Genomic DNA, 23478 nt, shown 5'->3' on the forward strand with positions numbered 1-23478 from the left:
ATGACGACGTGACGAAGGCCGTGTGATGCGGATCTCGCCCCGGCCTTGCCACCGAACGGTAACACGTTCTAGTTTTGGGGGTATGGCTTACAACATCGCCGACCTGATCGAGCATGCCGTCGACCTGATGGGCGACCGCGTGGCTCTCGAGACCGACGGCCGCAGCGAGACCTACACAGAACTGGAACAGCGGGCCAACGGGCTGGCGCACACCCTTCGGGCGCTCGGGGTGGCACCCGGCGAGTCGGTGGGCCTGTACAGCAGAAACGGTATCGAGGCCGTCGAGTCGATGGTCGCGATCTTCAAGGCGAGGGCCGTGATGGTCAACGTCAACTTCCGGTACGTCGAGAGCGAACTCGAACACATCCTCACCGACTCCGACACCAAGGTGCTCATCGTCGAGCGCCAGTACGTCGACAAGGTGGCGAACGTGTTGTCGAAGGCGCCGAAGCTGCGGGCCGTCATCGTCATCGAAGACGGGTCAGATCTCGACATCTCCGCCGTCGACGGGCTGCCCTATGAGAAGGCGGTTGCCGACGGCGGAACCGAGCGCGACTTCGAAGCGCGGTCGGACGACGACATCTACATGCTCTACACCGGCGGAACCACCGGCAACCCCAAAGGCGTCGTCTGGCGCCAGGAAGACGTGTTCCGGGTGCTCGGTGGTGGGATCGACTGGTACTCCGGTGAACCCATCAACGACGAGTGGCACTTCGCGAAGACGGGTGCCGAAGGTGGGCAGCTCGTCCGATTCCCGATCCCGCCGTTCATCCACGGTGGGTCCCAATGGGCTGTGTTCCAGGCGCTGTTCGGTGGCGGCAAGGCAATCGTCTACCCGGAGTTCGGGGCGCACCAGACCTGGGAGATCGTCGAACGCCACAAGGTGAACGTCATCTTCATCACCGGAGATGCCATGGGACGCCCCATGATCGACGCTCTCGGCGAGAAGGACTACGACCTCAGCTCGGTGGTGTCGGTGGCATCGTCGGCCGCGTTGTTCTCGGCATCGGTCAAGGATCAGTTCATCGACAAGTTCCCGAATGCGATCATCATCGACGCGATCGGATCGTCGGAGACCGGGTTCTCGGGAATGGGGATCATCTCCAAGGAGACCTCACACAGCGGCGGCGGTCCGCGCGCAAGGCCGACCTGTCGACAGTTGTTCTGCGCGAGGACGGTTCGATCATCGAACCCGGCAGTGGCGAGATCGGCATCCTGGCCCGAACCGGGCACATCCCGCTGCGGTACTACAACGATCCAGTGAAGTCGGACAAGACGTTCAAGGTCTACAACGGTGTCCGGTACTCCATTCCGGGTGACCAGGCCCGTGTGGAGGACGACGGCACCGTGACGATGCTCGGCCGCGGGTCGGTGTGCATCAACTCCGGTGGCGAGAAGATCCATCCAGAAGAGGTCGAATCGGCCCTCAAGGCCCACCCCGACGTCTTCGACACCGTTGTGGTGGGTGTGCCCGACGAACGGTACGGGCAGCGGGTCGCCGCGGTGGTGGCCACCCGCGACGGCGTTCGCCCGTCGCTCGAAGACATCAACAAGATCGCCCGCCAGGACATCGCCGGGTACAAATGCCCGCGCTCGGTGTGGTTCGTCGACGAGATCAAGCGGTCGCCTGCCGGAAAGCCGAACTACCGGTGGGGTACCGAGATCACCGAGTCGCGACCTGCCGACGAAAACCTCTCCACTTCTTCACGAAAGGCCTAACCGGTGCGTACCTCCCTGTCAGACGAGTTCGGGATCGAATACCCGATCTTCGGTTTCACACCGTCGGAGCATGTCGCCGCTGCGATCAGCCGGGCCGGCGGAATGGGCGTGCTCGGTTGCGTCCGGTTCAACGAGGCGGAAGAACTCGACGCCACCCTGGACTGGATGCGCGAAAACACCGACGGCAAACCGTTCGGCGTAGATGTGGTGATGCCGGCGAAGATCCCCACCGAGGGGTCGCAGGTGGACCTCGATTCCATGATCCCGCCGGAGCATCGTGCATTCGTCGAGCGCACTCTGGACGATCTGGGCGTGCCCCCGTTGCCGGACGGTGACCGGGTGAGTGCAGGCGTTCTGGGCTGGCTGCATTCGGTGGCGCGTTCGCACGTCGATGTCGCTATGACGCATGCCGACAAGTACGGGCAGATCAAGCTCATCGCCAATGCGCTGGGCTCGCCGCCCGAGGATGTCATCTCGAATGTGCACTCCCACGGGGTGAAAGTCGCCGCGCTCGCCGGCGCCAAAGAGCATGCCCTGCGCCATGTCTCGGCCGGGGTCGACCTGGTGATCGCGCAAGGGCACGAGGCGGGCGGTCACACCGGTGAGGTGACGTCCATGGTGTTGTGGCCAGAAATCGTTGACGCCGTAGGGGATGCGGCGCACGTGTTGGCAGCCGGAGGGGTCGGCAGCGGTCGTCAGATCGCTGCCGCGCTGGCCATGGGCGCCACCGGGGTGTGGATGGGCACCTACTGGTTGACCGCCGCGGAGTACCAGCTCGGCGTGCGGGGCGCCGGGCCGTCGGTGATCCAGCAGGCGATCCTGAACGCGACGTCACGCGACACCGTGCGCCGCCGCATCTACTCGGGCAAGCCCGCTCGACTGCTCAAGACGAAGTGGACCGACGCCTGGGATGCCGAGAACGCGCCCGAGCCGTTGCCCATGCCGCTGCAGAACATCTTGGTGGCCGAGGCACACGCCCGGATCTCGGGTGCCGACGACCCCGGTGTCGTCGCCATGCCCGCGGGCCAGATCGTCGGCCGGATGAATGCCATCACCCCGACCGAAGAACTGATCAACGGCCTCGTCGACGAGTACGACGCCGCCGTCGACCGTCTGGAGAAGGCCCGCCACTGACCGAACCGCAGACGTTTGCCGAAGGGGCGATTCGCGCATCCATCTCATGGAGCGAGAGTCGCCCCTTCGACATCCGACGAGAGGTGAGTCCATGACCCGTGACGCCGATCTGAGCCGTTTCATCGAAGCCCAGGAGCCTGTCTACGACCAGGTGGTCGAGCAATTGCGGTCGGGGCGTAAACGCACACACTGGATGTGGTTCGTCTTCCCTCAGATCGACGGGCTCGCGCACAGTGCCACCGCAGTGCACTACGCCATCGCCGATCTGCGCGAGGCGCGGGCATACCTCGCGGACGAGGTGCTCGGACCGCGTCTGTACGAATGCACCCAGTTGGTCGCCGACATCGACGGGCGGTCTGCCGAGGAGATCTTCGGCCACCCGGACAACCTGAAACTGCGTTCGTCCATGACCCTGTTCGCTCAGGCGAGCGGTACCAACGACGTCTTCACGGCCGTCCTGCACAAGTACTTCGGTGGAGAACCCGATACCCGCACCCTCGAGCTGCTGGGCCGAGTCTGATCTTCGCGAATCTCTCCGCACGGCCATCGCTGACCTGCACATATGTGCCGAAGTGCGACCTGAGATCGGGGTGAGGACGCCGACCCTTTTCTGGGGACGGGTGTGATCAGATATGGTTCCAGCCATCGGCTCACCGAGTTCCGGGAGTCGTCGGCGCAGGAGGAACAACCATGGCTGCACAGGATCCACCGCTGGTGCTCTCCGAGCGCGTCGAGACCGAGTCCGGCGCCACAGCGCTGATCACACTCAACCGGCCTGACGCGCGCAATGCGCTGACCGGGACGTTGATCGTCGCACTTCGTGAAGCACTTGCCGACGCAGACGCCGACGATTCCGTGCATGCCGTCGTGCTCACGGGTGCCGACCCGGCGTTCTGTGCCGGTGTCGATCTCCGGATGCTCGGAACCGAGGGCGGCTGGGACGAGGTCAACGTTCCTGGCGTGCCACTGGGATTTCCGTGGATACCGTTACACAAACCCGTCATCGGCGCGATCAACGGCGCCACCGTCACCGGCGGCCTCGAACTCGCACTTGCGTGCGACATCCTCGTCGCCTCCGAGCGTGCCAGGTTCGCCGACACGCATGCCCGAGTCGGGATGATGCCCGCCTGGGGACTGACTGCTCGGCTGCCCGCAGCGGTGGGCTGGGGCTTCGCCCGCCGAATGAGCCTGAGCGGCAACTTCGTCGACGCACCGACGGCCCTGCGGGTCGGTCTGGTCACCGACGTGGTCGCACACGAAGACCTGATGCCGTCTGCGTTGTCGCTCGCGGCCGACATCGGCAACAACAACCAGCGTGCGGTGTCGGCGCTTCTCTCGTCGTATCGCGAAGCGCAGCAACACGAACTCGACGCCCAGCTGGCCACCGAGGAACGCAACTCGGCGGCGTGGATGGCAAGTTTCGACCCGGCCCAGGTGGCCGCGGCACGCGACCAGGTGATGAGTCGCGGCCGTCAGCAGATGAATTGAGGAGATCATGGGCAGTCCCATCCAGCGAATGGTGTCGGTGAAACGCGGTCGTACCGGTCACGCGATCACGTTGCGCGACAAGGTTGTCGTCATCACGGGCGGTGGCCGGGGAATCGGTCTCGCCACGGCAGAACTGCTGCAGGAACGCGGGGCCAGGGTTGTCCTTGGTGACATCGACGAGGAGGTCGTCGGCAAGGCGGCGGCAAACCTCGGCTGCGAGGGTTACCCGCTCGACGTCACCAGCGACGAGTCGTTTGCCGCATTCCTCGACCGGGTCGACAAGGAGTTCGGCCGGTTCGACGTGCTGATCAACAACGCCGGTATCATGCCCACCGGTCCGTTTCTGGAGTTCTCCGACTCCCTGATCAAGCGCAACTTCGAGATCGATCTGCTCGCCGTTGTCCGTGGCAGCCGACTCGCGGCGCGCCGGATGGTCGAGCGCGGAGACGGCCAGATCGTCAACGTGGCGTCGGTTGCCGGACTGGTGCCGCTGCCCGGACTCAGCATCTACAGCGCCGCCAAGGCCGGCGTCATCGCGTTCTCCGAGGCCCTCGACGGGGAATTGAGCATGCAGGGCGTCCGGGTGCTCACGGTGATGCCGAACTTCACCAAGACCGGCCTCATCGACGGGTTGCAGACCACCGCCCTGATGCCGCCCATCGAGCCCGATGACGTTGCGCGCCAAATAGTCCAGAGTATCGAGACCAACCGCGACCGCGTGGTGATCCCGAAGCAGAGCATGGCCACCCTGGGGTGGATGGTGACCCCGCGGTTCCTCAAGAACATCTACGGTCGACGCTTCGGTTTCGATTCCATGTTCATGGCCTACGACCAGGACAAGCGATCCAAGTACCTCGAGCGGGTCACCCGCAGCTAGCCGATGATGGTGGCTTCGGGTGAGGCCCACCTGGGCAAATGCTCACCCGAACCCACCACTATCGGGGGTTGGCGGCGACGTACTTGAGATCACGGCCTTCGCGCACCCAGGTGGGGGGTGCATCGTCGGAGGCAACGTGCGCTTGAGGACCTTGAAGGTGTCGGTGCGGGGAAGGTCGTCCACCAGCCGAACGCGGGTGGGCCACTGCTTGGGACCGAGGTCCGACTGTGTGGCCAGAAAACCGGTCAATTGGTCGGCGGTGAGTCCCGGCGCCACCAGCGCCGCCGCGAGTTCGTCACCGACGTCGGCCCGCACTCCGTACACGGCGGCCATGGCGATCGATTCGTGGCGTAGCAGCACCCGTTCGATCGGGCCGGTACCCATGTTCTCACCGTCCACGCGGACCCAATCACCCAGTCGCCCTGCGAAATACACGTATCCGCGGTCGTCGACGTAACCGAGGTCGCCGGTGTGATAGATGCCGTCGCGCATGCGTTCGGCGTCGGCGTCGGGATTTCGGTAGTAGCCGGTGAAAAGTCCGCCACCTGAGCTGTTGACGATCTCTCCGACGGCTCGGTCCGGGTTCAACAGCTCCCCGTGCTCACCGAATCGTGCTGTCTCGCATACCTTGCCTGTGTCCGGGTGCCGAACCTCGGTGGGCGGGACCAGGGGCCCGAGCGCCTCGGGCGGAGTGTCAGGGGTACGGGTGATCGAGACCCCGCCCTCGGTGGAACCGAATCCATCGATCACCGTGACGTCGAAACGCTTTGTCACCGCAGTGATGTCAGCAGGCGACGCCTCGTTGCCGTACAGGATTCGGAGCGGGTTCTTTTTTGTCGTCCGGACGTGGTCCGGTAGCCAGGACGTACGACAGTGGTTTGCCGACATAGTTCGCGTAGGTCGCGCCGAAGCGGCGGATGTCATCCAGGAACGCGCTGGCCGAGAACCGTCGGCGCAGGGCAACCGACGATCCGCCCGCCACCGCGACCATCCACCCGGCGATGATCGCGTTCGAGTGGAACATCGGCATGGACAGATAGGCAACGTCTTTCGGTCCCAACCCGAACCTGGCGGACAACATGGAACCGCCGACAGCGAACTTGCGGTGACTGCACTGCACCGCTTTGGGGTCCCCGCTGGTCCCGGAGGTGAAGATGAGCATGAGCACCGTGTCGGGGTCGCAGTCGCCGAACGTCACGGGTGCATCCACGTGGGGCTCGAGCAGCCGGGACCATTGCGGGGAGTCGACGTCCAGAACGTGAACTCCGTCCAGATCGACATCCGCCAGCAGACCCGCGGTTGCGTCCTCGACGATGACAACCTGACAGTCCGCGGTGGCGATGTCCCCGGCGAGGGCGGCGCCGCGCCGAGTGGGATTGAGGCCCACGATCACGATATCGCCCATCACAGCGGCCGCGAGCAGGTAGCTGAACTCGGGGATGTTCTCGAGCAGAAGCGCAACATGCCGTGGCTTACCCGGTTCGAGCAACCCGTCGAGCGCGGCCGCCCTTGCCGCCGACAGGCGCAGATGGTCACGCCAACTGATGAATTCGTTCTCGAAGTACAGCCCCGCATCGTCGACGTTCGCGAGCGGCGCCAGCATTTCCCCTACCGTGCCGGGACCATCTGCCATCGTCTCAGGCGGGTTCGGCGGCCAGAGCCGCGCCGATGCGCCGCAATTGGACAGGCGCCGATCCGAGCGCGAACTCGTTCTGCTTGGCGTGCAGGAAGTAGCGGTGCAGCGGATGGTCGACATCGATACCGACGCCACCGTGCACGTGGACAGCTGTGTGTGCCACCCGGTGGCCGGCATCGGCGGCCCAGAACTTGGCCGTGGCAAGCTCTTTGCCCGCTTCGAGGTGTTCGGACACCATCCAGGCGGCTTGCAGGGTGGTCAGCTTGAGTCCACGGACATCGATGTAGGCGTCGGCGAGCCGCTGCGCGACAGCCTGGAACGATCCGATCGCGCGGCCGAACTGTTCCCGCTCGCGACCGTAGTCCGCCGTGAGTTCCAGAGCCCGTTCGAGCACCCCGGTTTGTTCGGCACACAGGGCCAGCGTCATCCGGTCGCGGAGAAAGGCGACCGCAGCGGTGCCGGCGGATCCGAGCACGCGGGAGCGATCGACCCGGACCCCGTCGAGTTCCACTGCGGCGCTGGGCGTCAACCCGGTGGACGGGGTGGGCGTGATGGTGACACCCGGGGTCGTGGCATCCACCACGAACACCGAAACCCCATCGGGGCCCTGAGCGTTGACCATCACGGCATCGGCGACCTCGGCGTACGGCACGTTCACCTTGAGGCCTCGAAGAATCCAGTCGTCGCCCTCGGCGGTGGCCGTGGCGACCGGCTCGAGTGGGTCGTCGGCGAGATCCTCGTCGAGCGCCACCGTGATCAGCTTCTGACCCGCCACCAGATCCGACAGCCACTGCTGCTTGAGGGCGTCGGTCCCGAACTCGGCGACGGCGGGGATCGCGGCGATGGCAACCGGACCGAACGGAACCGGGGCCAGGACTCTGCCGAGTTCCTCGGCCACCGCCACGTTGTCGACGATGGTGAGCCCCGCGCCACCGACCTCTTCGGCGAGTTCGACCCCGAGGAGCCCGGAGGACGCCAGCTGCGACCACAACTCTCGGTCGAAGGCGACCGTGGTGGCCCCAGCCGAGGTGTCACCCTGCAGTTGGACGAGGCGGTCGGTGGTCACCAGCTTCTTGGCGATGTCGCGGGTGAGCCCGGCGAGATCGGTGGTCTGTTCACTGCGATGAAAATCCATGGTGTGCTTCCTGATTCCTCGGTGAGACGGTGGCGCCGCCGGAAGTGGTGCCTGCCAGGGTCGGTTCGGTGGCGATCCGGACCGGTCAGCGGCGGGCGGGGGGCTGGCCGAGGGCGAGCATCGCGATGATGTCGCGCTGGATCTCGTTGGTGCCGCCGCCGAAGGTCAGGATCAGCGATGAGCGGTGGAAACGTTCGAGTCGACCACGCAGATGTGTGCCTGCGCTGCCCTGACGCAGTGTCGCCGAAGGCCCCAGGACCTCCATCAGCAAACGGTAGGCCTCGGTGGCGAACTCGGTGCCGAAGACCTTGGTGGCCGAGGCGTCCGCGGGCGAAGGTGATCCGCCCCCGGTGGCCTCGGAGGCGATGTTCCAGTTGATCAGCTTGAGGAACTCCACCTTGGCGTGCACCTTGGCGAGATTCATCTGGACCCACTCGTTGTCGATGACCCGCTGGCCGCGAGCATCTTTGGTGTTCTGCGCCCATTCGACCGTCTCGCGCAAGGCGGTTTGGATGGGCGCGGCGCTACAGAGTGACACCCGTTCGTTGTTGAGTTGATTGGTCACCAGCGGCCAACCGCCGTTGAGTTCACCCACCAGGGCGTCGGCGGGTACCCGGACGTTCTCGTAGTAGGTGGCGCTGGTGTCCACACCGGACATGGTGTGCACAGGTGTGTAGGAGAAGCCCTCGACGTCGGTCGGGACGATGAGCATCGAGATGCCCTTGTGCTTCTTCGCCTCCGGGTCGGTACGGCAGGCCAGCCAGATGTAGTCGGCGTACTGGATGAGGCTGGTCCACATCTTCTGGCCGTTGATGACGAAGTCATCGCCGTCGCGGACGGCGGTGGTGCGCAGCGACGCGAGGTCGGTGCCTGCGCCAGGTTCGGAGTAGCCGATGGAGAAGTGCACGTCGCCGGACGCGATCGGCGGCAGGTACTTGGCCTTCTGCTCTTCGGTGCCGAAATGCATGATCGTCGGCGCTACCGAGTTGATGGTCAGGAACGGCACCGGTGCTCCGGCTATCGCCGCCTCGTCGGTGAAAATCAGCTGATCCATCATCGAACGATCCTGGCCGCCGTACTCTTTGGGCCAGCCCAGCGCCAGCCAGCCGTCGCGGCCCATCTCGCTGACGACCTCGCGGTAGACGTTACCCTCGCCGAACTCGCCAGATGTCGATGAGAGTGCCGCTCGCCGCTCCGGCGTGATCAACTTGGAGAAGTACGCCCGGAGTTCGCGCCGAAGTTCCTGTTGCTGGTCGGTGTAGGCAATACGCATCGGTGCTCCAAGGTTTCGGGTGCGCGTGGGAGCCGACCGGACCAATCCGGTCGCACTCTTCTATAACACGTTCTAACCTGTAAGTTGGCTGCCCGTCAACAAGTGGCCACCGTGGCCAGGCGATGGAAGGAAACTCATCTCATGAAGATCAAAGCCGATTTCGATCTCTGCGAGTCCAACGGTGTGTGCGTGGGGATGGCGCCGGACGTTTTTCGATCTCGACGACGACGATTACCTGGTGATTCTTCAAGAGGACGTTCCCGAAGAGCGGCGCGAGGAGATGCGCCAGGTGGTCGGCAGTTGCCCCAAGTCGGCCCTGTCGATCGAGGAATGACCGGTGGTTCGGGGCGGGTGTCGGATCGCTCGCAACTTGTGAATATCTTCAAACATTTGGCACAGAGTGAGAACACGTTCTACATTTGCGAGCAGACGTAGCCGGGAACCGCGGCCTGTGAGTGCGGTCCCGCGCAGCAACGCCGAGATGGAGGACGTTCGTGAGTGATCTGGATGGTCGCGTAGTCGTTGTGACCGGAGCTGGTGCGGGCCTGGGTCGCGCCGAGGCGATCGGCCTCGGTGCACTCGGCGCCACGGTGATCGTGAACGACCTCGCCGGCGCCCTGGACAAGAGCGACGTGCTCGACGAGATCAAGGCCGCCGGCGGGGTGGGAGTGCCTGTCGCCGGCGACATCTCGGATTCTGCGACGACCACCGAGATCATGCGGGTCGCCACCGAGGAACACGGTGGCCTGCACGTCGTGATGAACAACGCCGGTCTCGTCCGGGACAAGATGTTGTTCAACATGACCGACGACGACTGGGATCTGGTGATCCGCGTGCACCTGCGTGGTCACTTCCTGATGAGCCGCAACGCAGGCGCGTACTGGCGCGGTGAGTCCAAGAAGACCGGCGAGCCGGTGTTCGGCCGGCTGATCAACACCTCGAGCGAAGCCGGACTGACCGGTCCTGTCGGACAGGCCAATTACGGTGCGGCAAAAGCCGGTATCACCTCGCTGACCTTGACGGCCGCGCGCGGACTGTCCGCCTACGGCGTGCGTTCCAACGCCATCTGCCCCCGTGCCCGTACGGCCATGACCGAGGGCACCTTCGGTGAGGCGCCCGACGGCACCGTCGATCCTCTGTCGACCGACCATGTGGTCACCCTCGTGCAGTACCTTGCCGGTCCGGACTCCGACGGGGTCAATGGTCAGGTGTTCGTCGTCTACGGTCCAAAGGTCACCCTGATGGCGGCGCCCACGGTGGAGCAGACGTTCGAGGCGGGCGGCGACGCCTGGGACCGATCGGATCTCTCCAAGACGATGTCCGAGTACTTCGTCGGACGCGATCCGGACGCCACGTTCTCGGCCGGCAAAGCGCTGTTCGGTTAGCGCCGCAAACCTTCTTGACCGGGGGTTTCGACACTCCCTGTGAACGCTTCGAATAAGCCGATTCGAGCAACTGGACATGTGATAAGTTCGCGACGAACCACCCGGAACTGCAGAAATTGCTCACGGATCGGACCGGTGGAACGTGTTATAAAACGAAGGCGTCGGGGATGGCTTCGAAGGGGAAAACTTCCTAATTGACAGTCTGACGATTCGTCCACATCAGAACTAGAACACGTTATGATCGAGCAGCCTCGTTCGATCCGGGTCTTTGCTGCAGTTAAAGGAGAGTTGGTGAACCGTAGACTGGCTGTCCCGTTCGAGAGCGTGGGCGATTTCGTGGCGATGAGCGTCAGCGCGGCCCGTGAACTCTTCCGCCCGCCGTTCCAGTGGCGCGAGACAATCGAACAGTCGTGGGCGATCGCCCGGGTGTCGATGGTCCCCACTGTCCTCGTGGCGATCCCGTTCACCGTTCTGGTGAGTTTCACCCTCAACATCTTGCTTCGCGAGCTCGGCGCACAGGACCTCTCCGGCGCGGGCGCGGCACTGGGCACCATCACCCAGATCGGCCCGATCGTCACCGTGCTGATCGTGGCAGGCGCCGGCGCCACGGCCATCTGCGCCGACCTCGGAGCCCGCACGATCCGCGAGGAGATCGACGCGCTCCAGGTTCTGGGCATCGACCCGATCCACCGCCTCGTCGTTCCCCGCGTGATCGCCTCCACGATGGTGGCCATCCTGCTCAACAGCCTGGTGTGCACCATCGGCATCGGCGGTGGATTCGTCTTCTCGGTGTACCTCCAGGACGTGAACCCGGGTGCGTTCATCGCGAACCTCACTCTGCTCACCGGTTTTCCGGAACTGATGATCTCGATGGTGAAGGCGGCGCTCTTCGGACTCGCGGCCGGACTCGTCGGCTGTTACCGCGGTCTGCACGTTGCCGGTGGCGCCAAAGGCGTCGGTGACGCGGTCAACGAAACCGTGGTCTATTCATTCATGGCGTTGTTCGTGGTGAACGTGGTCGTCACCGCCGTGGGCCTCAAAGCGACGGCAGGGTAGCAGCGATGATTCTTCCGGAAACCGTCCGACTACGCTCAACACGCGTGGCGTTCAAACGAGCCAGCGGTGGTTGGGACCGAATCGGCGACCAGGCGTTCTTCTACTGGGACAGCCTGATCAGCATCCCCCGTGCCGTCCGCGGCTACAAGAAGGAGACGCTCCGGCTGATCGCCGAGATCAGCATGGGTTCAGGCGCTCTCGCGATGATCGGCGGCACCGTTGTCGTCGTCGGGTTCCTCACCCTATTCACCGGCGGAACCATCGCGGTGCAGGGTTACAGCTCGCTGTCGAACATCGGTGTCGAAGCCCTCACCGGATTCTTCTCGGCGTTCATCAACGTCCGTATCGCCGTCCCGGTCATCGCCGGCATCGGTCTGGCCGCCACGATCGGCGCCGGCGCCACGGCCCAGCTCGGCGCAATGCGGGTCAGCGAAGAGATCGACGCCCTCGAGGCGATGTCCATCGCATCCATCCCGTACCTGGTCAGCACGCGCATCGTCGCCGGACTGATCGCGATCATCCCGCTGTACTCACTGGCATCGGTGGCCTCGTTCCTGGCAAGCCGATTCGCAACGGTCTTCTTGTACGGGCAGTCCTCTGGCGTCTATGACCATTACTTCTCGACATTCCTCATATCCACCGACATCCTCTGGTCGTTTGTGCAGGCGATCTGTATGGCCGTGGCTGTCATGATGATTCACACCTACTACGGCTTCAACGCCTCCGGCGGACCGGTCGGGGTCGGCATCGCGGTCGGTAACGCGGTGCGCGCCTCACTCGTGGTCGTCGTGGTCATCACATTGCTGACCTCACTGGCGATCTACGGCATCGACGGAAAGTTCAACCTTTCGGGGTAGCCATGTCACAGAGAATCGAACGACCCCAATGGGCCAAGAAGCTCGCGGCCACCTCGATGGTGGTGGCGTTGATCGCCGTCTGCGCGCTGGCCGGTCTCCAGTTCCTGGGCAGCTTCTCCTCGACAGTTCCGGTGACGTTGACTTCTGATCGCGCCGGCCTGGTGATGAACCCCGACGCCAAGGTGCGGCTTCGCGGCGTGGTGGTCGGCCGGGTGGGTGACATCAGTGAATCAGCTGACGGCGTGACACTGAAGCTGAACATGAACCCCGACCAGCTGAAGTACATTCCGGCGAACGTTCATGCGGACATCAAGTCCAACACGGTCTTCGGTGCGAAGTCGGTCAACCTCGAGATCCCCGAGGACCCGTCCAAAGCGCGGCTTTCCGGTGGCTCGACGATCGAGACCGACCACGTCGTGGTGGAACTGAACACCATCTACCAGCGACTGGTCGACGTGCTCGCCGAGGTGCAGCCGGAGAAGCTGAACGCCACCATCGGGGCCATCGACACTGCGCTGTCCGGCCGGGGCGAAGAAATCGGCCAAGGATTCGCCGACCTCTCCGATCTGCTCCGCAAGACCAACCCGCACCTCGATGCCCTCAGCCGCGACATCGAGGCCGGCGCCGAGTTCACCAACGTCTATGCCGATGTGATGCCTGATCTGCTCAAGGTCGTCGAGAACTTCACATTCACCGGAAACACGTTGCTGGACAAGTCGTCCGACCTCGACGCGCTCCTGATGAACGTCACCGGAATGGCAGACACGATCAACGGGGTGATCGCACCGTCGAAGGCGACGATCATCTCCACCCTGTCCAACCTGAACCCCACTGCCGCTCTGCTCGGCTACCAGGCACCCGGCCTGGCCTGCTTCATCACCTCCACCGCGGCAGCAGGACAAAAGGCCCTTCCCGTGTTCGGTATCGAAACCGGCTACGTGGCCTTGAATGCCGGACTGTTGCCGGGCAAAGAACCGTACCGCTACCCCGAAGACCTGCCCCGCGTGAACGTGGACGGCCCGCCGACTTGCCAGGACGGTCTGAGCGACCCGGATTCGGCAGCGCACACCGACTTCTACGTCGGCGACAACGCAGCATTCCCGTATCAGCCCCGTACGACTGCAAAAGCTGATCCCACCAAGCTCTTTCAGGTCATGTTCGGACCGGTGCCCCGTGGTTGAGACATATGAGGTTTCGTCGATGACCCAGCAGAACAGGAAGGTGTGAGGTGGCGGTCTCGAGAGAGCGCGCGTTTCGCGCCACCGTCATCAAGCTGGGCAGCTTCGCCGTTGTGATGGTGCTCATCTTCGTTGTACTCGTCGTGGTGTTCAGCCAGTACCGGGGTGGATCCAGTTTCGGGTACAAGGCCACCTTCACCAGTGCCTCGCAGCTCAAATCAGGCAGCAAGGTCCGCATTGCGGGTGTCGAGGTGGGCAAGGTGGGATCTGTCGGTCTCAACCCGGACAACGAAGCCGTCGTCGAGTTCGATGTGAACGAGAAGTACCGCCTGCCGGAGTCAGCCAGGGCGCTGATCCGTTACGAGAACCTCACCGGTGACCGCTTCCTGGAGATCCAGGAAGGTACCGGGGACCCCTCGGCTCTGATCGGCGACGGCGGATCCATCCCGATCGGTCAGACCGAGCCGGCGCTCGACCTCGACAAACTGCTCGGGGGGTTCAAGCCTCTCTTCCGCACCCTCAATCCCGAAGAAGTGAACGAACTCTCCGCGTCACTCATCCAGGTGTTCCAGGGCCAGGGACCGGCGCTGAGTGAGTTGCTGCGCAACACGGCAACATTCACCGACTCGCTGGCCGATCGGGATCAATTGATCGGGGAGGTGATCGACAACTTGAACACGACGCTGGGCACGATCGATGCCGACAACGCCGGTTTCGACAGTTCGCTCGACCAACTCCAGTTGCTGATCTCCGGGCTGGATTCACAACGCAACGTGATCGGTGAGGCTGTGACAAACGCCTCTGAGGTCACCAACGACCTCAACGACGTGCTGGCCACCAATCGCGCCGACCTCAAATCCATGATCACGGCCACCGGCGAGGTCTCGGACGAGGTACTCAAGGGCGAGCCCTACGTCCGTGGGCTGATCAGCCGACTGCCTGGAGACTTCAAGGCATTGTCGAATCTGGGCAGTTACGGTGCGTGGCTGCAGATCTGGCTGTGCAGGTCAACTTGATCTTCACCGCTCCCGGCGGCCAGGAGATCGTGTGGAACAACATCGACACCACCGGTGTGAAACAGAACCCGGGTGGGAGGTGTGATCCCCGATGATGGCAGCACTGTTCAAAGGTCAGCGGACCACCGCTGACGAAGCGGATGAGGCCCGCCGCAAGAAGCGTGGCGAACCCGACCGCGCTCGTGTCGGGTTCATCGGCGTGCTCATCGCCGCCCTCGTCGTGATCGTCGCGTTGCAGATGGACAAGTTGCCGTTCCTGGCAAACGGCAGCGTGTACACGGCGTACTTCGACGACGCGGGCGGTCTTGCCAGCGGCGACATCGTGGTGGTCTCCGGTGTCGACGTGGGCGCTGTCCAGGGCATCACGCTGGCGGACACCGATGACGGCAAGAAGGCCAAGGTCACCTTCAACATGAGGGACACGGTCCGGGTTGGCGCCAGCAGCCAGGCTGCCATCAAGACCGAAACCGTCTTGGGCAGGCGCAATCTCACGTTGATCCCGCACGGCACCGGACAGCTCAAGCCGGGCGACGAGATCAGCAGTCGCAACACGGTGGCGCCTTACTCGCTGACCGATGCGCTCGAGGGTGCAACCGACACGATCGCCGAGACCGATACCGATCAACTCAACGACGCGCTGAACACGTTGACCGACACGTTCTCCGACACCCCGGAATCGGTCCGTTCCGCTGTCGATGGTGTGGCGCGCCTGTCCAAGGCGATCGCCGACCGCGACGAGTCGCTGGACCAATTGCTCAGTCGCGCATCGTCTGTCACCGACGTCATCGCCAAACGCAGTGGTCAGATCAACACGCTGCTGACCGATGCCAACGCGTTGCTCGGCGAGCTGCAGGCCCGACGGTATGCGCTCGGACAACTGATCTCCGGCACCGAGAACGTGACCGCCCAGATCAGTGGATTCATCAACGACAACAATGCCCAGCTCAAGCCGGTACTCGAGAAGCTGAACGGTGTTCTGGCGATCCTGCAGGACAACCAGGAGACGCTGGCGCAGACCCTCGACGAACTCGGCCCCTACGCCAACACACTCGGCGAAGCGGTGGCGAGCGGCCCGTATTTCTCATCGCTCGTCGGCATCCCGACCTTCGGCGACTACACCGAGGTGTTCTTGAACATCATGCAGCAGAAGTACCCTGAGGCTTACCGCGCCTTCCAGTTCGCGTTCCCGATCCCGCCGGTCATCTCCACTCGACCGGATGCGGCCAATGACCCGAACTCGACGATCGCGCCGGCTCCGCCGCCCCGCTACCCAGGACCGAACGGGTGATGGGCATGGGACGGTTGAGCAAGCGGTTCTGGCAGGCGATTGCCATCGTCGTGGCTGTGGTGATCGTGCTGGTGGTGGTCTATGTCGGCTTCCAGAAGGTGGCGTACAAGACCTATACAGCCTATTTCGCGAGCGTGAACTCGATGTACGAGGGCGATGCCGTGAAGATCCTCGGCGTCACCGTCGGGTCGGTCAGCAAGATCACCCCCCGCGACGGCGACGTGAAGGTGGAGCTGAAAGTCGACCGCGACCAGACGATCCCGGCCGATGCGGAGGCGCTGGTGGTCGCGCAGTCACTGGTGTCGGGCCGTTTCGTCCAGCTGACCCCGGTGTACGAGGGTGGTCCGGCGTTGAAGGACGGGGGAGCGATCCCGATGGAACGCACCGCCGTGCCCGTCGAGTGGGACGACATCAAGTCCGAATTGACCAAACTGACCGAGGCCGTGGGCCCAGACGGAGCCGATCCGGGCTCCGTGGCCAGGGCAGTCGATGTCGCGGATGCGAACCTCGACGGCAACGGCACCGCCATTCGGCAGTCACTGCAACAGCTTTCGGATGTGACCAGCACGCTGGCCGACGGACGCGACGACCTGTTCAGCACGATTCGTAACCTGCAGGCGCTGACCGAGGCGCTGTCGCAGAGTCACGAACAACTGGTGCAGTTCAACGGGCGTATCGCATCGGTCAGTCAGGTGCTGGCCGACAACACCGAGAGTTTGAACGGTGCGCTGACCAACCTCGACACAGCGCTCAGTGACGTCAAGAGCTTCATCGACACCAACGGTGCCACCCTCAGTGATTCGGTTGCCCGGCTCGGTGATGCCACCAACGTGCTCGCGCAGAAGGACGAAGAGATCAGAGGGCTGCTGCACTCGGGTCCGACCCAGCTGTCGAACTTTTACAACATCTACAACCCGTTGCAGGGATCCCTCTCGGGCATCTTCGGTCTCGGCATGGGTGGCAACCTGATCAACCTGCTGTGCGGCACGATCCAGGCAAACGACCGCCCCGGCCAGGAAGGAGACGTCGAGAAATGCGTCGATGTGCTGGCCCCGGTCCTCGCGTCGATCTCCGTCAATTATCCGCCGGCACTGATCAACCCGGTCACCGGCATCGACGCCAGGCCCGACCAGATCCAGTATCAGAACGCCAGTGTCAAAGCCAGGGCGCAGCAGAGTATCCGCGATCAGGATGCCGAGACCCGCAAGAAGTACAACAACCCCGGCCTCGCGCAACTCCTCGTCCCGTTCGGGGGTGAGGGCTGATGGGTACCGGTTCATCACGTAAGTCGGCTCTGCGCAGCGTTTTCGGGGCAGTGGTGATCAGTTCGGCGCTGGTGGCGTCGGGGTGTTCGTTCGACGGGCTGAACTCGTTGCCGGTGCCCGGTGCCGAGGGAACCGGCGCGGGCTCGTATGAGCTGAAAGCGCTGATCCCGAACGCGGCCAACCTGGTTCAGAACGCGCCGGTGCTCATCAACGACGCGACGGTCGGCAGTGTCGGCAAGATCGAGGTGAAGAACTGGCAGGCAGAGTTGACGCTGCGGTTGAACAAGGGAACGCAGGTCCCGGTCGGCTCGTACGTCATGGTCGGTCTCACCAGCGTGCTCGGCTCGTTGAACCTGCAGATCGTGCAGCCCGAGGACGCCGACAAGGGGACCATCGCTCCCGGCGGCCAGATCCCGGCGGCGGACTGCCCTGAGCAGTCCAACATCGCCCAGCCGACCAACGCCGAGCCCATCCCCGACATCAACTCGGCGCAGCAGGTGTCCGCGTGTACGTATCCGACCACCGAGCAGGTCCTCAGCTCGCTGTCGGTGGTCCTCAACGGCGGCGGACTCGCGCAGGTCGGTGACATCGTCCACGAGCTCAACACCGCCATGGCCGGTCGGCAGGACGTGCTGCGCGATCTGGTGCCACGTCTGAACACGCTGGTCGGCGAACTGAACGTGCAGCGCGAGAACATCATTCGGGCGATGGAAGGCCTGGATCGACTCACCGGCCAGATCAACGACCAGACCCCGGTTGTCGAACGGGCGCTGGCCGACGGTCCACGGATCCTGAAGCTGCTCGTCGATCAACGGGTGAACTTCACCGATGCGCTGGGGGCCCTGAGCCGGATGAGCCGCACCACGGACGACATCTTGAAGGCGAACTCCGAGGACATCCAGGTGGTTGTCAGCAACCTCGTCCCGGTTCTCGATCAACTACAGTCCACCGGTCCTTCGTTGACTCAATCGCTGGGAATCCTGCTCACCTTCCCGTTTGCCGAGTCGGCGATTCCGCAGGTGGTCCGCGGCGACTATCTCAACGCCGTGATCAACCTCGACCTCACATTCGGCAGGTTGCAGCGTGGTGCCCTCGCGAGTGTTGGTGTCGCGAGCCAATTCTACGGTCCCGAAGGGATGTTCGGTAAGCCGGCCGGCGCCGCGGGCAGAGGTGACGATCCCTTCACCGGGCCTCTCGCCGATACCCCGCCTGAGACGAGTCCGACACTTCCGATTGCGCCCCAACCGGAAACACCTGCTGCCGATCAGTCACCAACCGGGGAGGAGGGCCCATGAGGATCACACCGTTTGTCCGCATGCAGCTGATCATCTTCTCGATCGTGACGACTTTGGCCATCATCGCCGTTGCCGTGTTCTACATCCGGGTGCCCAGCATGGTCGGCGTCGGCGAATACAACGTCGAGGTGGAGTTGCCCAGTACCGGCGGTCTCTACCAGAACGGCAACGTCAGCTACCGCGGGGTCGACGTGGGCAAGGTGCAGTCGGTGACCTTGACCGAAGAGGGTGTGACAGCAAAACTCTCGATCAACTCTGACACCAAGATCCCCGACAACTCCACCGCATCGGTGCACAGTGTCTCGGCGGTCGGCGAGCAGTACCTCGAGTTCACGCCGAAGCCAGGCGTCGAGTCGACCGGCAATCTGCAGGACGGTGCCGTGATCGAGGGCGGTACGGTCCCGGTCGAGGTCGGCACGCTGCTCGACCAGGCCAACGGGCTGCTCGAACGTGTCCAGGACACACAGCTGCGTCGGGTGATGGACGAGGCCTTCAACGCATTCAACGGCACGGGTGAGGACCTGCAGCGACTGCTGGACTCGATGGCCCTGCTCGTGGGTGACGCGAACAAGAACTCGGATGCCATCGTCAAGCTCATCGAGCAGGCGGCGCCGTTGTTGGAGACGCAGACGGCGACGGTGGACGACATCCGCGCCTGGACTGCGAATCTTGCCAAGGTGACGGATCAGCTCCGGGCCAACGATCCTCAACTGAGGGACATCCTGCAGAAAGGCCCTGGGGTCGCGAAGCAGACCCAGGAACTGTTTGCATCGATGAATCAGACGCTGCCCCTGATGTTCTCGAACCTGAACACCACTGCTCGCACCCTTGCGATCTACCACCCGAACCTACGGCAGATCGTGGTGATCTACCCTCGGTTGATCGCCTCGCTCATCACCGCACTGAACACCGAAGACGCCCGTAACGGCGCCAACGTCGACTTCGCGCTGGGTTTCCAGGATCCGGGTACCTGCACGGTGGGCTACCTGCCGATGACCCCGGACCGCAACGCCTCGGCTCAGACCCCCCGTGAACTGCCACCCGGGATGTTGTGCCGGGTGCCGCAGGATTCGAATCTCGGTGTGCGCGGTACCCGTAACTTCCCGTGCGTGGAGATCCCCGGCCGTCGGGCGTCGACACCGGCAGAGTGCCGGACCGGCTACGTTCCCATCGGCGAGAACGTGCCCCTGCCGCGCGGTTTGCCGGGAATCGATGTGCCGCAAGGGTTCCTGACCAGTGCGGGGCCGGGCGCCGACGACGGTAGCCCGTCCGTGTACGCCACGACCTACGATCCGGTCAGCGGTGACTACATCGGTCCCGACGGGAAAACCTACAATGCCGGAACCGGGTCTGCGACGACCCAGGGCAATTCTGGTACGAGTGGTGGAACCGGTGCAACGGGTACCGGGGCGCAACCGCAGGAAGACAACAGCCAATGGCAGAGCCTGATCACGGGAACCGTGAGGTGACGGGACCCGGAGACGAAGCGGAGCGGAGCTCGACCGGCGGGTCCGGAGACGAGGCGGAGCGGAGCTCGACCAGTGTTTCTGGCGACGAGGCAAAGCGGAAGCGTCGGCGAGCGAGCCGGGCTGCCGGGCCTCCGCAGGAGGTCGGCACGACTGAGCCGGCGACGAATCCAGGTGTAGCGGACGGGCGGGACCCGGGCGATGTGCCTTCTTCCGGAGACAAACCGGACAAGGTGAAGCCGACCGGAAAGCCGGTCAAGTCCGCACCGGTGGGACGCAAGCGTAAGTCAGCTCCCACTCCGCCGGCGCCTAAGGCCACGGCAGCGTCCGACGAGGTCGGCGGGTCTACGGAACCGTCTACGGACGACGACGCTGTCGTCTCGACGGGGGTTGCCTACCGCGAACGCCGATCGGCCGCTCGCGGCGACTCCGGCCGGCCACGGAAGACAAAGGGACGGGTACGCAAAGCGGATCGGCCCTCAACGGCTGCGAAGAAGCGTGTGGGTCTGCGTGGGATGGGTGTGGTCCTGGCTGCCATCACCGCCGTCGGTCTGATCGCCGCCATGGCTGTGGCGTCCACCCTGTTCGTGTTGGGTACCAAGAAGATCGATGACCGCAATGAACTGAGGGCTGAGTACTCGGCTTTCGCGCGGCAGATGGTCACCAATCTGACAACCTTGAATCCGCAGAACATCGATGGCGCGATCAAGTCGTTCCAGGACGACACGAGTGGCAAGGCGATGGAGCAGGTCGGCCAATCCGTCCAGCAGACCGTCAACATGATCAAGTCCGAGAACGTGTCGACCAAGGGCGCGGTGATCTCCGAGGCCGTCACGGCGAGTGACAGCAGTACCGCGTCGGTGATCATGGTCTTCAGCTGGGAGATGAACCAGCCCAACGTGACTGATCAGCAGACGGTGTTGCAGGTGTTCAGATGGAAGTTGGAGATCACGCGAATCAACGGTGAACTCAAACTCACCAACGTCGAGTGGGTGACCTAGATGTCGCGTCGATTCTTGTTGTGGACCGTGTCAGTGCTGACCGTCTGTCTGCTGGTGGCCGGTGCCATCATCACGACGATCGTGGGTCTGCATTACCGAGACACCAAACTCGCCGAGGACGCCCGCGGCGAGGCGCTGGAGGCAGGCAAGCAGACAGCGACATTGATGTTCGGCTACCAACCCGACAATGTCGAGCAGCACGTGGCCGATACGCGAAAGTCGTTGTCGGGCCCGGCTGAGCAGCAGTACGACGAGATCATCAAAGAGGCGAACCTCGTTGCGGAAGTGCAGAAGCAACAGGTCAAATCTGAGGTGTCCATTCAGGACGCCGGTGTTGTCACGTCGAGCCGCGACAAGGCGTTGCTGCTGATCTTCATGAACCAGTCGGTCACCAAAGGCGGTAAGGATTTGGTGTCGGTCAACGCCAGTCGGCTGCAGTACTCGATGGAACGGTCGGGCGACAAGTGGCTGGTGACCAACATCGACATCCTCACCGACGATTCGGTGAAGGCCCGACTGGCGGAAGAAGGCGACAAGCCCGGTGCGTCGTCGGTGCCGGTTCCGGTGCCATCGGAACCTGCGCCTCCCCAGAGCCCGGCACCTGCCGAGACGCCGGTGCCCACCCCCTGAGCGGTACTGGCCCTACTCATCAGTCAGGCCCCCCGATCGTGGATCGGGGGGCCTGACTGATGTCGGAGGCTTTGGCGTTTCCTCCGGTTTGGGTTACTTCCTCCGACTGCAACCGGAGGTTCTGGCTGCAGTCGGAGGAAGTGCGAACTAAGCGTTCGGGTCGTAACCCATCGGGAGGATGACCGACTTGTGTTCGAGGTACGACTCGAGTCCCTCCGGACCGTTTTCGCGCCCGATGCCTGAGTTCTTGTAACCACCGAACGGCGATCCCGGGTCGATGGCGTACCAGTTGACGCCGTACGTGCCGGTGCGGATCTGTGCGGCGATCTCCAAGCCGTGCTCGACGTCGGCGGTCCACACCGTGCCGGCGAGGCCGTAGTCCGAATCGTTGGCGATGGCGACGGCTTCTTCTTCGGTGTCGTAATCGATCACAGAGATGACCGGACCGAAAATCTCCTCGCGGGCGATCGTCATGTCGTTGGTGACACCGGTGAAGATGGTCGGGCTCAGGTAGTAGCCGGACTCGAGCCCCTCGGGACGGGTGCTGTCGAGAACTGCTGTGGCACCAGCCTCTTTGCCCTGACGGATGTAGTCCTCGACCTTATTGCGCTGCTTCTCGGTGATCAGTGGTCCGAGCTGGGCCTCCGGATCGTTGGGGAGGCCCGGCTTGAGCAGCTTCGCCGCTCCGACCATGGCGTCGACGATCTCGTCGCGCTTGCTGCTCGGAACCAGGACGCGGGTCTGCGCAACACACGCCTGCCCCGTGTTCATCAGACCGGTGAAGGTGAGCATGCCGGCGATCTCGGCAGGGTCGGCATCGGCGAGCACGATGGCCGCCGATTTGCCGCCCAATTCGAGCGAACAGCGCTTGAGCTGCTCGCCGCATGCCGCGCCGATTGCCTTACCTGCGGCGGTGGAGCCGGTGAAGGTGATCTTGTCGACGTCGGGGTGTGCGACAAGCGCTTTGCCCGTGTCGGGTCCGCCGGGAACCACGGAGAGCACGCCTTCGGGTAGGCCGGCTTCGGTGAACAGTTCGGCGATCACGTTGGCCGACAACGGTGTTTCCGGGGCGGGCTTGAGAACCACCGAACAACCGGCCGACAATGCGGGTCCGAGTTTGTTGCAGATCAGGAACAGCGGCACATTCCAGGCGGTGATCGCACCGACGACGCCGACGGGCTCACGCGTGATCTGCGTCTTCCCGAACAGACCGTCACGGTACTCGTGCCAGGTGTAATTGATTGCGGCCTTGGCGTATTCGCGGAGCACTCCGGTTGCCGGGAGCTGCTGCAAGGTGGCGACAGCTGACGGGGGCGCCCCCATCTCCGACGACACCAGTTCGGCGATCTCGCCGCCGCGTTCGTCGATGAGATCGGCCACTTTGGCGACCACAGCGGCCCGCTCTTCGGGGGTCTTGTTGCGCCAGACGCCGGAGTCGAAAGCCGCTCGGGCCGTCCGAACTGCGGTGTCGACATCGGTCTCATCGGCGAGGGGAGTGCTACCGACACGTTGGCCGGTGGCCGGCGAGTAGACCTCGAGGACATCGGTGGAGTGGGCGCTGGTCCACTTGCCGCCGATGTAGAGCTCTGCGTAGTCACGCGAGGTGGTGGGTGCCGCGTCAACGGTGTCCGTCATTGGTCCTCCAGTTGGTTATCACTTCAGCCCAATGTTAGAACACGTTCCAGTTTTGCGATACGGGTCTGATCATTCACTTCGTGCCGAATGAGGGGGTTGGGTCGGCTCGCGATGCGGGAGGTTACTCGGACCGCAGACCGAGCG

At 63.8% G+C, this 23478-nt stretch carries 17 protein-coding genes and 4 pseudogenes; 17 read left to right on the forward strand and 4 right to left on the reverse strand.

The genetic code is table 11. The features are described 5' to 3' along the window. Positions 1–82: 82 nt before the first annotated feature. From W823_RS50480 to W823_RS50495, 5 genes and pseudogenes are all read left to right on the forward strand, one after another. Positions 83–1719: pseudogene (locus W823_RS50480) on the forward strand (acyl-CoA synthetase). Positions 1720–1722: 3 nt separating this feature from the next. After that, positions 1723–2853: a nitronate monooxygenase family protein gene (locus tag W823_RS0130295; protein WP_031333038.1), complete on the forward strand. Its 1131-nt coding sequence runs from the start codon at positions 1723–1725 to the stop codon at positions 2851–2853. 91 nt (positions 2854–2944) lie between these two features. Beyond that, a complete protein-coding gene (locus W823_RS50485; protein WP_023961208.1) occupies positions 2945–3373 on the forward strand; it encodes a DUF1810 domain-containing protein in 429 nt (142 codons plus the stop codon). Positions 3374–3543: 170 nt separating this feature from the next. Continuing rightward, positions 3544–4341: an enoyl-CoA hydratase gene (locus W823_RS50490; RefSeq protein WP_023961210.1), complete on the forward strand. Its 798-nt coding sequence runs from the start codon at positions 3544–3546 to the stop codon at positions 4339–4341. Between the two features lie 7 nt (positions 4342–4348). Continuing rightward, positions 4349–5218 (forward strand): SDR family oxidoreductase, encoded by an 870-nt coding sequence (locus tag W823_RS50495; RefSeq protein ID WP_235189633.1) that lies wholly within the window; start codon positions 4349–4351, stop codon positions 5216–5218. Between the two features lie 58 nt (positions 5219–5276). On the opposite strand, the pseudogene W823_RS50500 reads toward W823_RS50495, so the two are convergent. The 3 genes and pseudogenes from W823_RS50500 to W823_RS50510 form a co-directional block, all read right to left on the reverse strand. Further along, positions 5277–6851, reverse strand: a pseudogene (locus W823_RS50500) (long-chain-fatty-acid--CoA ligase). Between the two features lie 4 nt (positions 6852–6855). Then, positions 6856–7989: an acyl-CoA dehydrogenase family protein gene (locus W823_RS50505; RefSeq protein ID WP_023961214.1), complete on the reverse strand. Its 1134-nt coding sequence runs from the start codon at positions 7987–7989 to the stop codon at positions 6856–6858. A gap of 85 nt (positions 7990–8074) precedes the next feature. After that, positions 8075–9262, reverse strand: coding sequence for an acyl-CoA dehydrogenase family protein (locus W823_RS50510; RefSeq protein ID WP_023961216.1), 1188 nt, complete (start codon positions 9260–9262; stop codon positions 8075–8077). Between the two features lie 141 nt (positions 9263–9403). On the opposite strand from W823_RS50510, the pseudogene W823_RS50515 reads away from it, so the two are divergent. From W823_RS50515 to W823_RS50565, 12 genes and pseudogenes are all read left to right on the forward strand, one after another. Continuing rightward, positions 9404–9596, forward strand: a pseudogene (locus W823_RS50515) (ferredoxin). A gap of 160 nt (positions 9597–9756) precedes the next feature. Continuing rightward, positions 9757–10647 carry a 3-oxoacyl-ACP reductase gene (locus W823_RS50520; RefSeq protein WP_023961220.1) on the forward strand — a complete coding sequence of 297 codons (891 nt, stop codon included), beginning with the start codon at positions 9757–9759 and terminating at the stop codon, positions 10645–10647. Positions 10648–10938: 291 nt separating this feature from the next. After that, positions 10939–11703 (forward strand): ABC transporter permease, encoded by a 765-nt coding sequence (locus W823_RS50525; RefSeq protein ID WP_031333039.1) that lies wholly within the window; start codon positions 10939–10941, stop codon positions 11701–11703. A 5-nt stretch (positions 11704–11708) separates the two neighbouring features. After that, on the forward strand, positions 11709–12560 hold the full coding sequence (locus W823_RS50530) for an ABC transporter permease (RefSeq protein WP_030172703.1): 852 nt from the start codon (positions 11709–11711) through the stop codon (positions 12558–12560). Positions 12561–12562: 2 nt separating this feature from the next. Beyond that, positions 12563–13741, forward strand: coding sequence for an MCE family protein (locus tag W823_RS50535; RefSeq protein ID WP_023961226.1), 1179 nt, complete (start codon positions 12563–12565; stop codon positions 13739–13741). A 47-nt stretch (positions 13742–13788) separates the two neighbouring features. Next, positions 13789–14849: pseudogene (locus W823_RS50540) on the forward strand (MCE family protein). Continuing rightward, positions 14849–16042, forward strand: a complete 1194-nt coding sequence (locus W823_RS50545) for an MCE family protein (protein ID WP_031333040.1) — start codon at positions 14849–14851, stop codon at positions 16040–16042. The pseudogene W823_RS50540 and the gene W823_RS50545 overlap by 1 nt, the downstream one beginning before the upstream one ends. After that, a complete protein-coding gene (locus W823_RS50550) occupies positions 16042–17307 on the forward strand; it encodes an MCE family protein (protein ID WP_023961230.1) in 1266 nt (421 codons plus the stop codon). The genes W823_RS50545 and W823_RS50550 overlap by 1 nt, the downstream gene beginning before the upstream one ends. After that, entirely contained in the window at positions 17307–18602 is a 1296-nt protein-coding gene (locus W823_RS50555; RefSeq protein WP_023961232.1) for an MCE family protein, read from the forward strand. The genes W823_RS50550 and W823_RS50555 overlap by 1 nt, the downstream gene beginning before the upstream one ends. After that, positions 18599–20071 (forward strand): MCE family protein, encoded by a 1473-nt coding sequence (locus W823_RS50560; protein ID WP_023961234.1) that lies wholly within the window; start codon positions 18599–18601, stop codon positions 20069–20071. Before W823_RS50555 ends, W823_RS50560 begins: the two co-directional genes overlap by 4 nt. Positions 20072–20271: 200 nt before the next feature. Further along, positions 20272–21069 carry a hypothetical protein gene (locus W823_RS57860; protein WP_152538142.1) on the forward strand — a complete coding sequence of 266 codons (798 nt, stop codon included), beginning with the start codon at positions 20272–20274 and terminating at the stop codon, positions 21067–21069. Then, entirely contained in the window at positions 21070–21699 is a 630-nt protein-coding gene (locus tag W823_RS50565; protein ID WP_023961238.1) for a hypothetical protein, read from the forward strand. A gap of 147 nt (positions 21700–21846) precedes the next feature. On the opposite strand, the gene W823_RS50570 is transcribed toward W823_RS50565, so the two are convergent. Beyond that, entirely contained in the window at positions 21847–23334 is a 1488-nt protein-coding gene (locus W823_RS50570; RefSeq protein WP_023961240.1) for an aldehyde dehydrogenase, read from the reverse strand. Positions 23335–23478: the final 144 nt, after the last annotated feature.

The sequence above is a fragment of the Williamsia sp. D3 genome, from assembly GCF_000506245.1.
GTDB classification, from domain to species: domain Bacteria; phylum Actinomycetota; class Actinomycetes; order Mycobacteriales; family Mycobacteriaceae; genus Williamsia; species Williamsia muralis.

Excerpts from the sequence above, each read along its gene's own strand:
- W823_RS50535 (WP_023961226.1), top strand. The coding sequence starts at position 12,563 with ATGTCACAGAGAATCGAACGACCCCAATGGGCCAAGAAGCTCGCGGCC.
- W823_RS50550 (WP_023961230.1), top strand. The coding sequence starts at position 16,042 with ATGGGCATGGGACGGTTGAGCAAGCGGTTCTGGCAGGCGATTGCCATC.
- W823_RS50570 (WP_023961240.1), bottom strand. The coding sequence starts at position 23,334 with ATGACGGACACCGTTGACGCGGCACCCACCACCTCGCGTGACTACGCA.
- W823_RS50495 (WP_235189633.1), top strand. The coding sequence starts at position 4,349 with ATGGGCAGTCCCATCCAGCGAATGGTGTCGGTGAAACGCGGTCGTACC.
- W823_RS50545 (WP_031333040.1), top strand. The coding sequence starts at position 14,849 with ATGGCAGCACTGTTCAAAGGTCAGCGGACCACCGCTGACGAAGCGGAT.
- W823_RS50530 (WP_030172703.1), top strand. The coding sequence starts at position 11,709 with ATGATTCTTCCGGAAACCGTCCGACTACGCTCAACACGCGTGGCGTTC.
- W823_RS50510 (WP_023961216.1), bottom strand. The coding sequence starts at position 9,262 with ATGCGTATTGCCTACACCGACCAGCAACAGGAACTTCGGCGCGAACTC.
- W823_RS50505 (WP_023961214.1), bottom strand. The coding sequence starts at position 7,989 with ATGGATTTTCATCGCAGTGAACAGACCACCGATCTCGCCGGGCTCACC.
- W823_RS50485 (WP_023961208.1), top strand. The coding sequence starts at position 2,945 with ATGACCCGTGACGCCGATCTGAGCCGTTTCATCGAAGCCCAGGAGCCT.
- W823_RS50560 (WP_023961234.1), top strand. The coding sequence starts at position 18,599 with ATGAGGATCACACCGTTTGTCCGCATGCAGCTGATCATCTTCTCGATC.
- W823_RS50555 (WP_023961232.1), top strand. The coding sequence starts at position 17,307 with ATGGGTACCGGTTCATCACGTAAGTCGGCTCTGCGCAGCGTTTTCGGG.
- W823_RS50490 (WP_023961210.1), top strand. The coding sequence starts at position 3,544 with ATGGCTGCACAGGATCCACCGCTGGTGCTCTCCGAGCGCGTCGAGACC.
- W823_RS50565 (WP_023961238.1), top strand. The coding sequence starts at position 21,070 with ATGTCGCGTCGATTCTTGTTGTGGACCGTGTCAGTGCTGACCGTCTGT.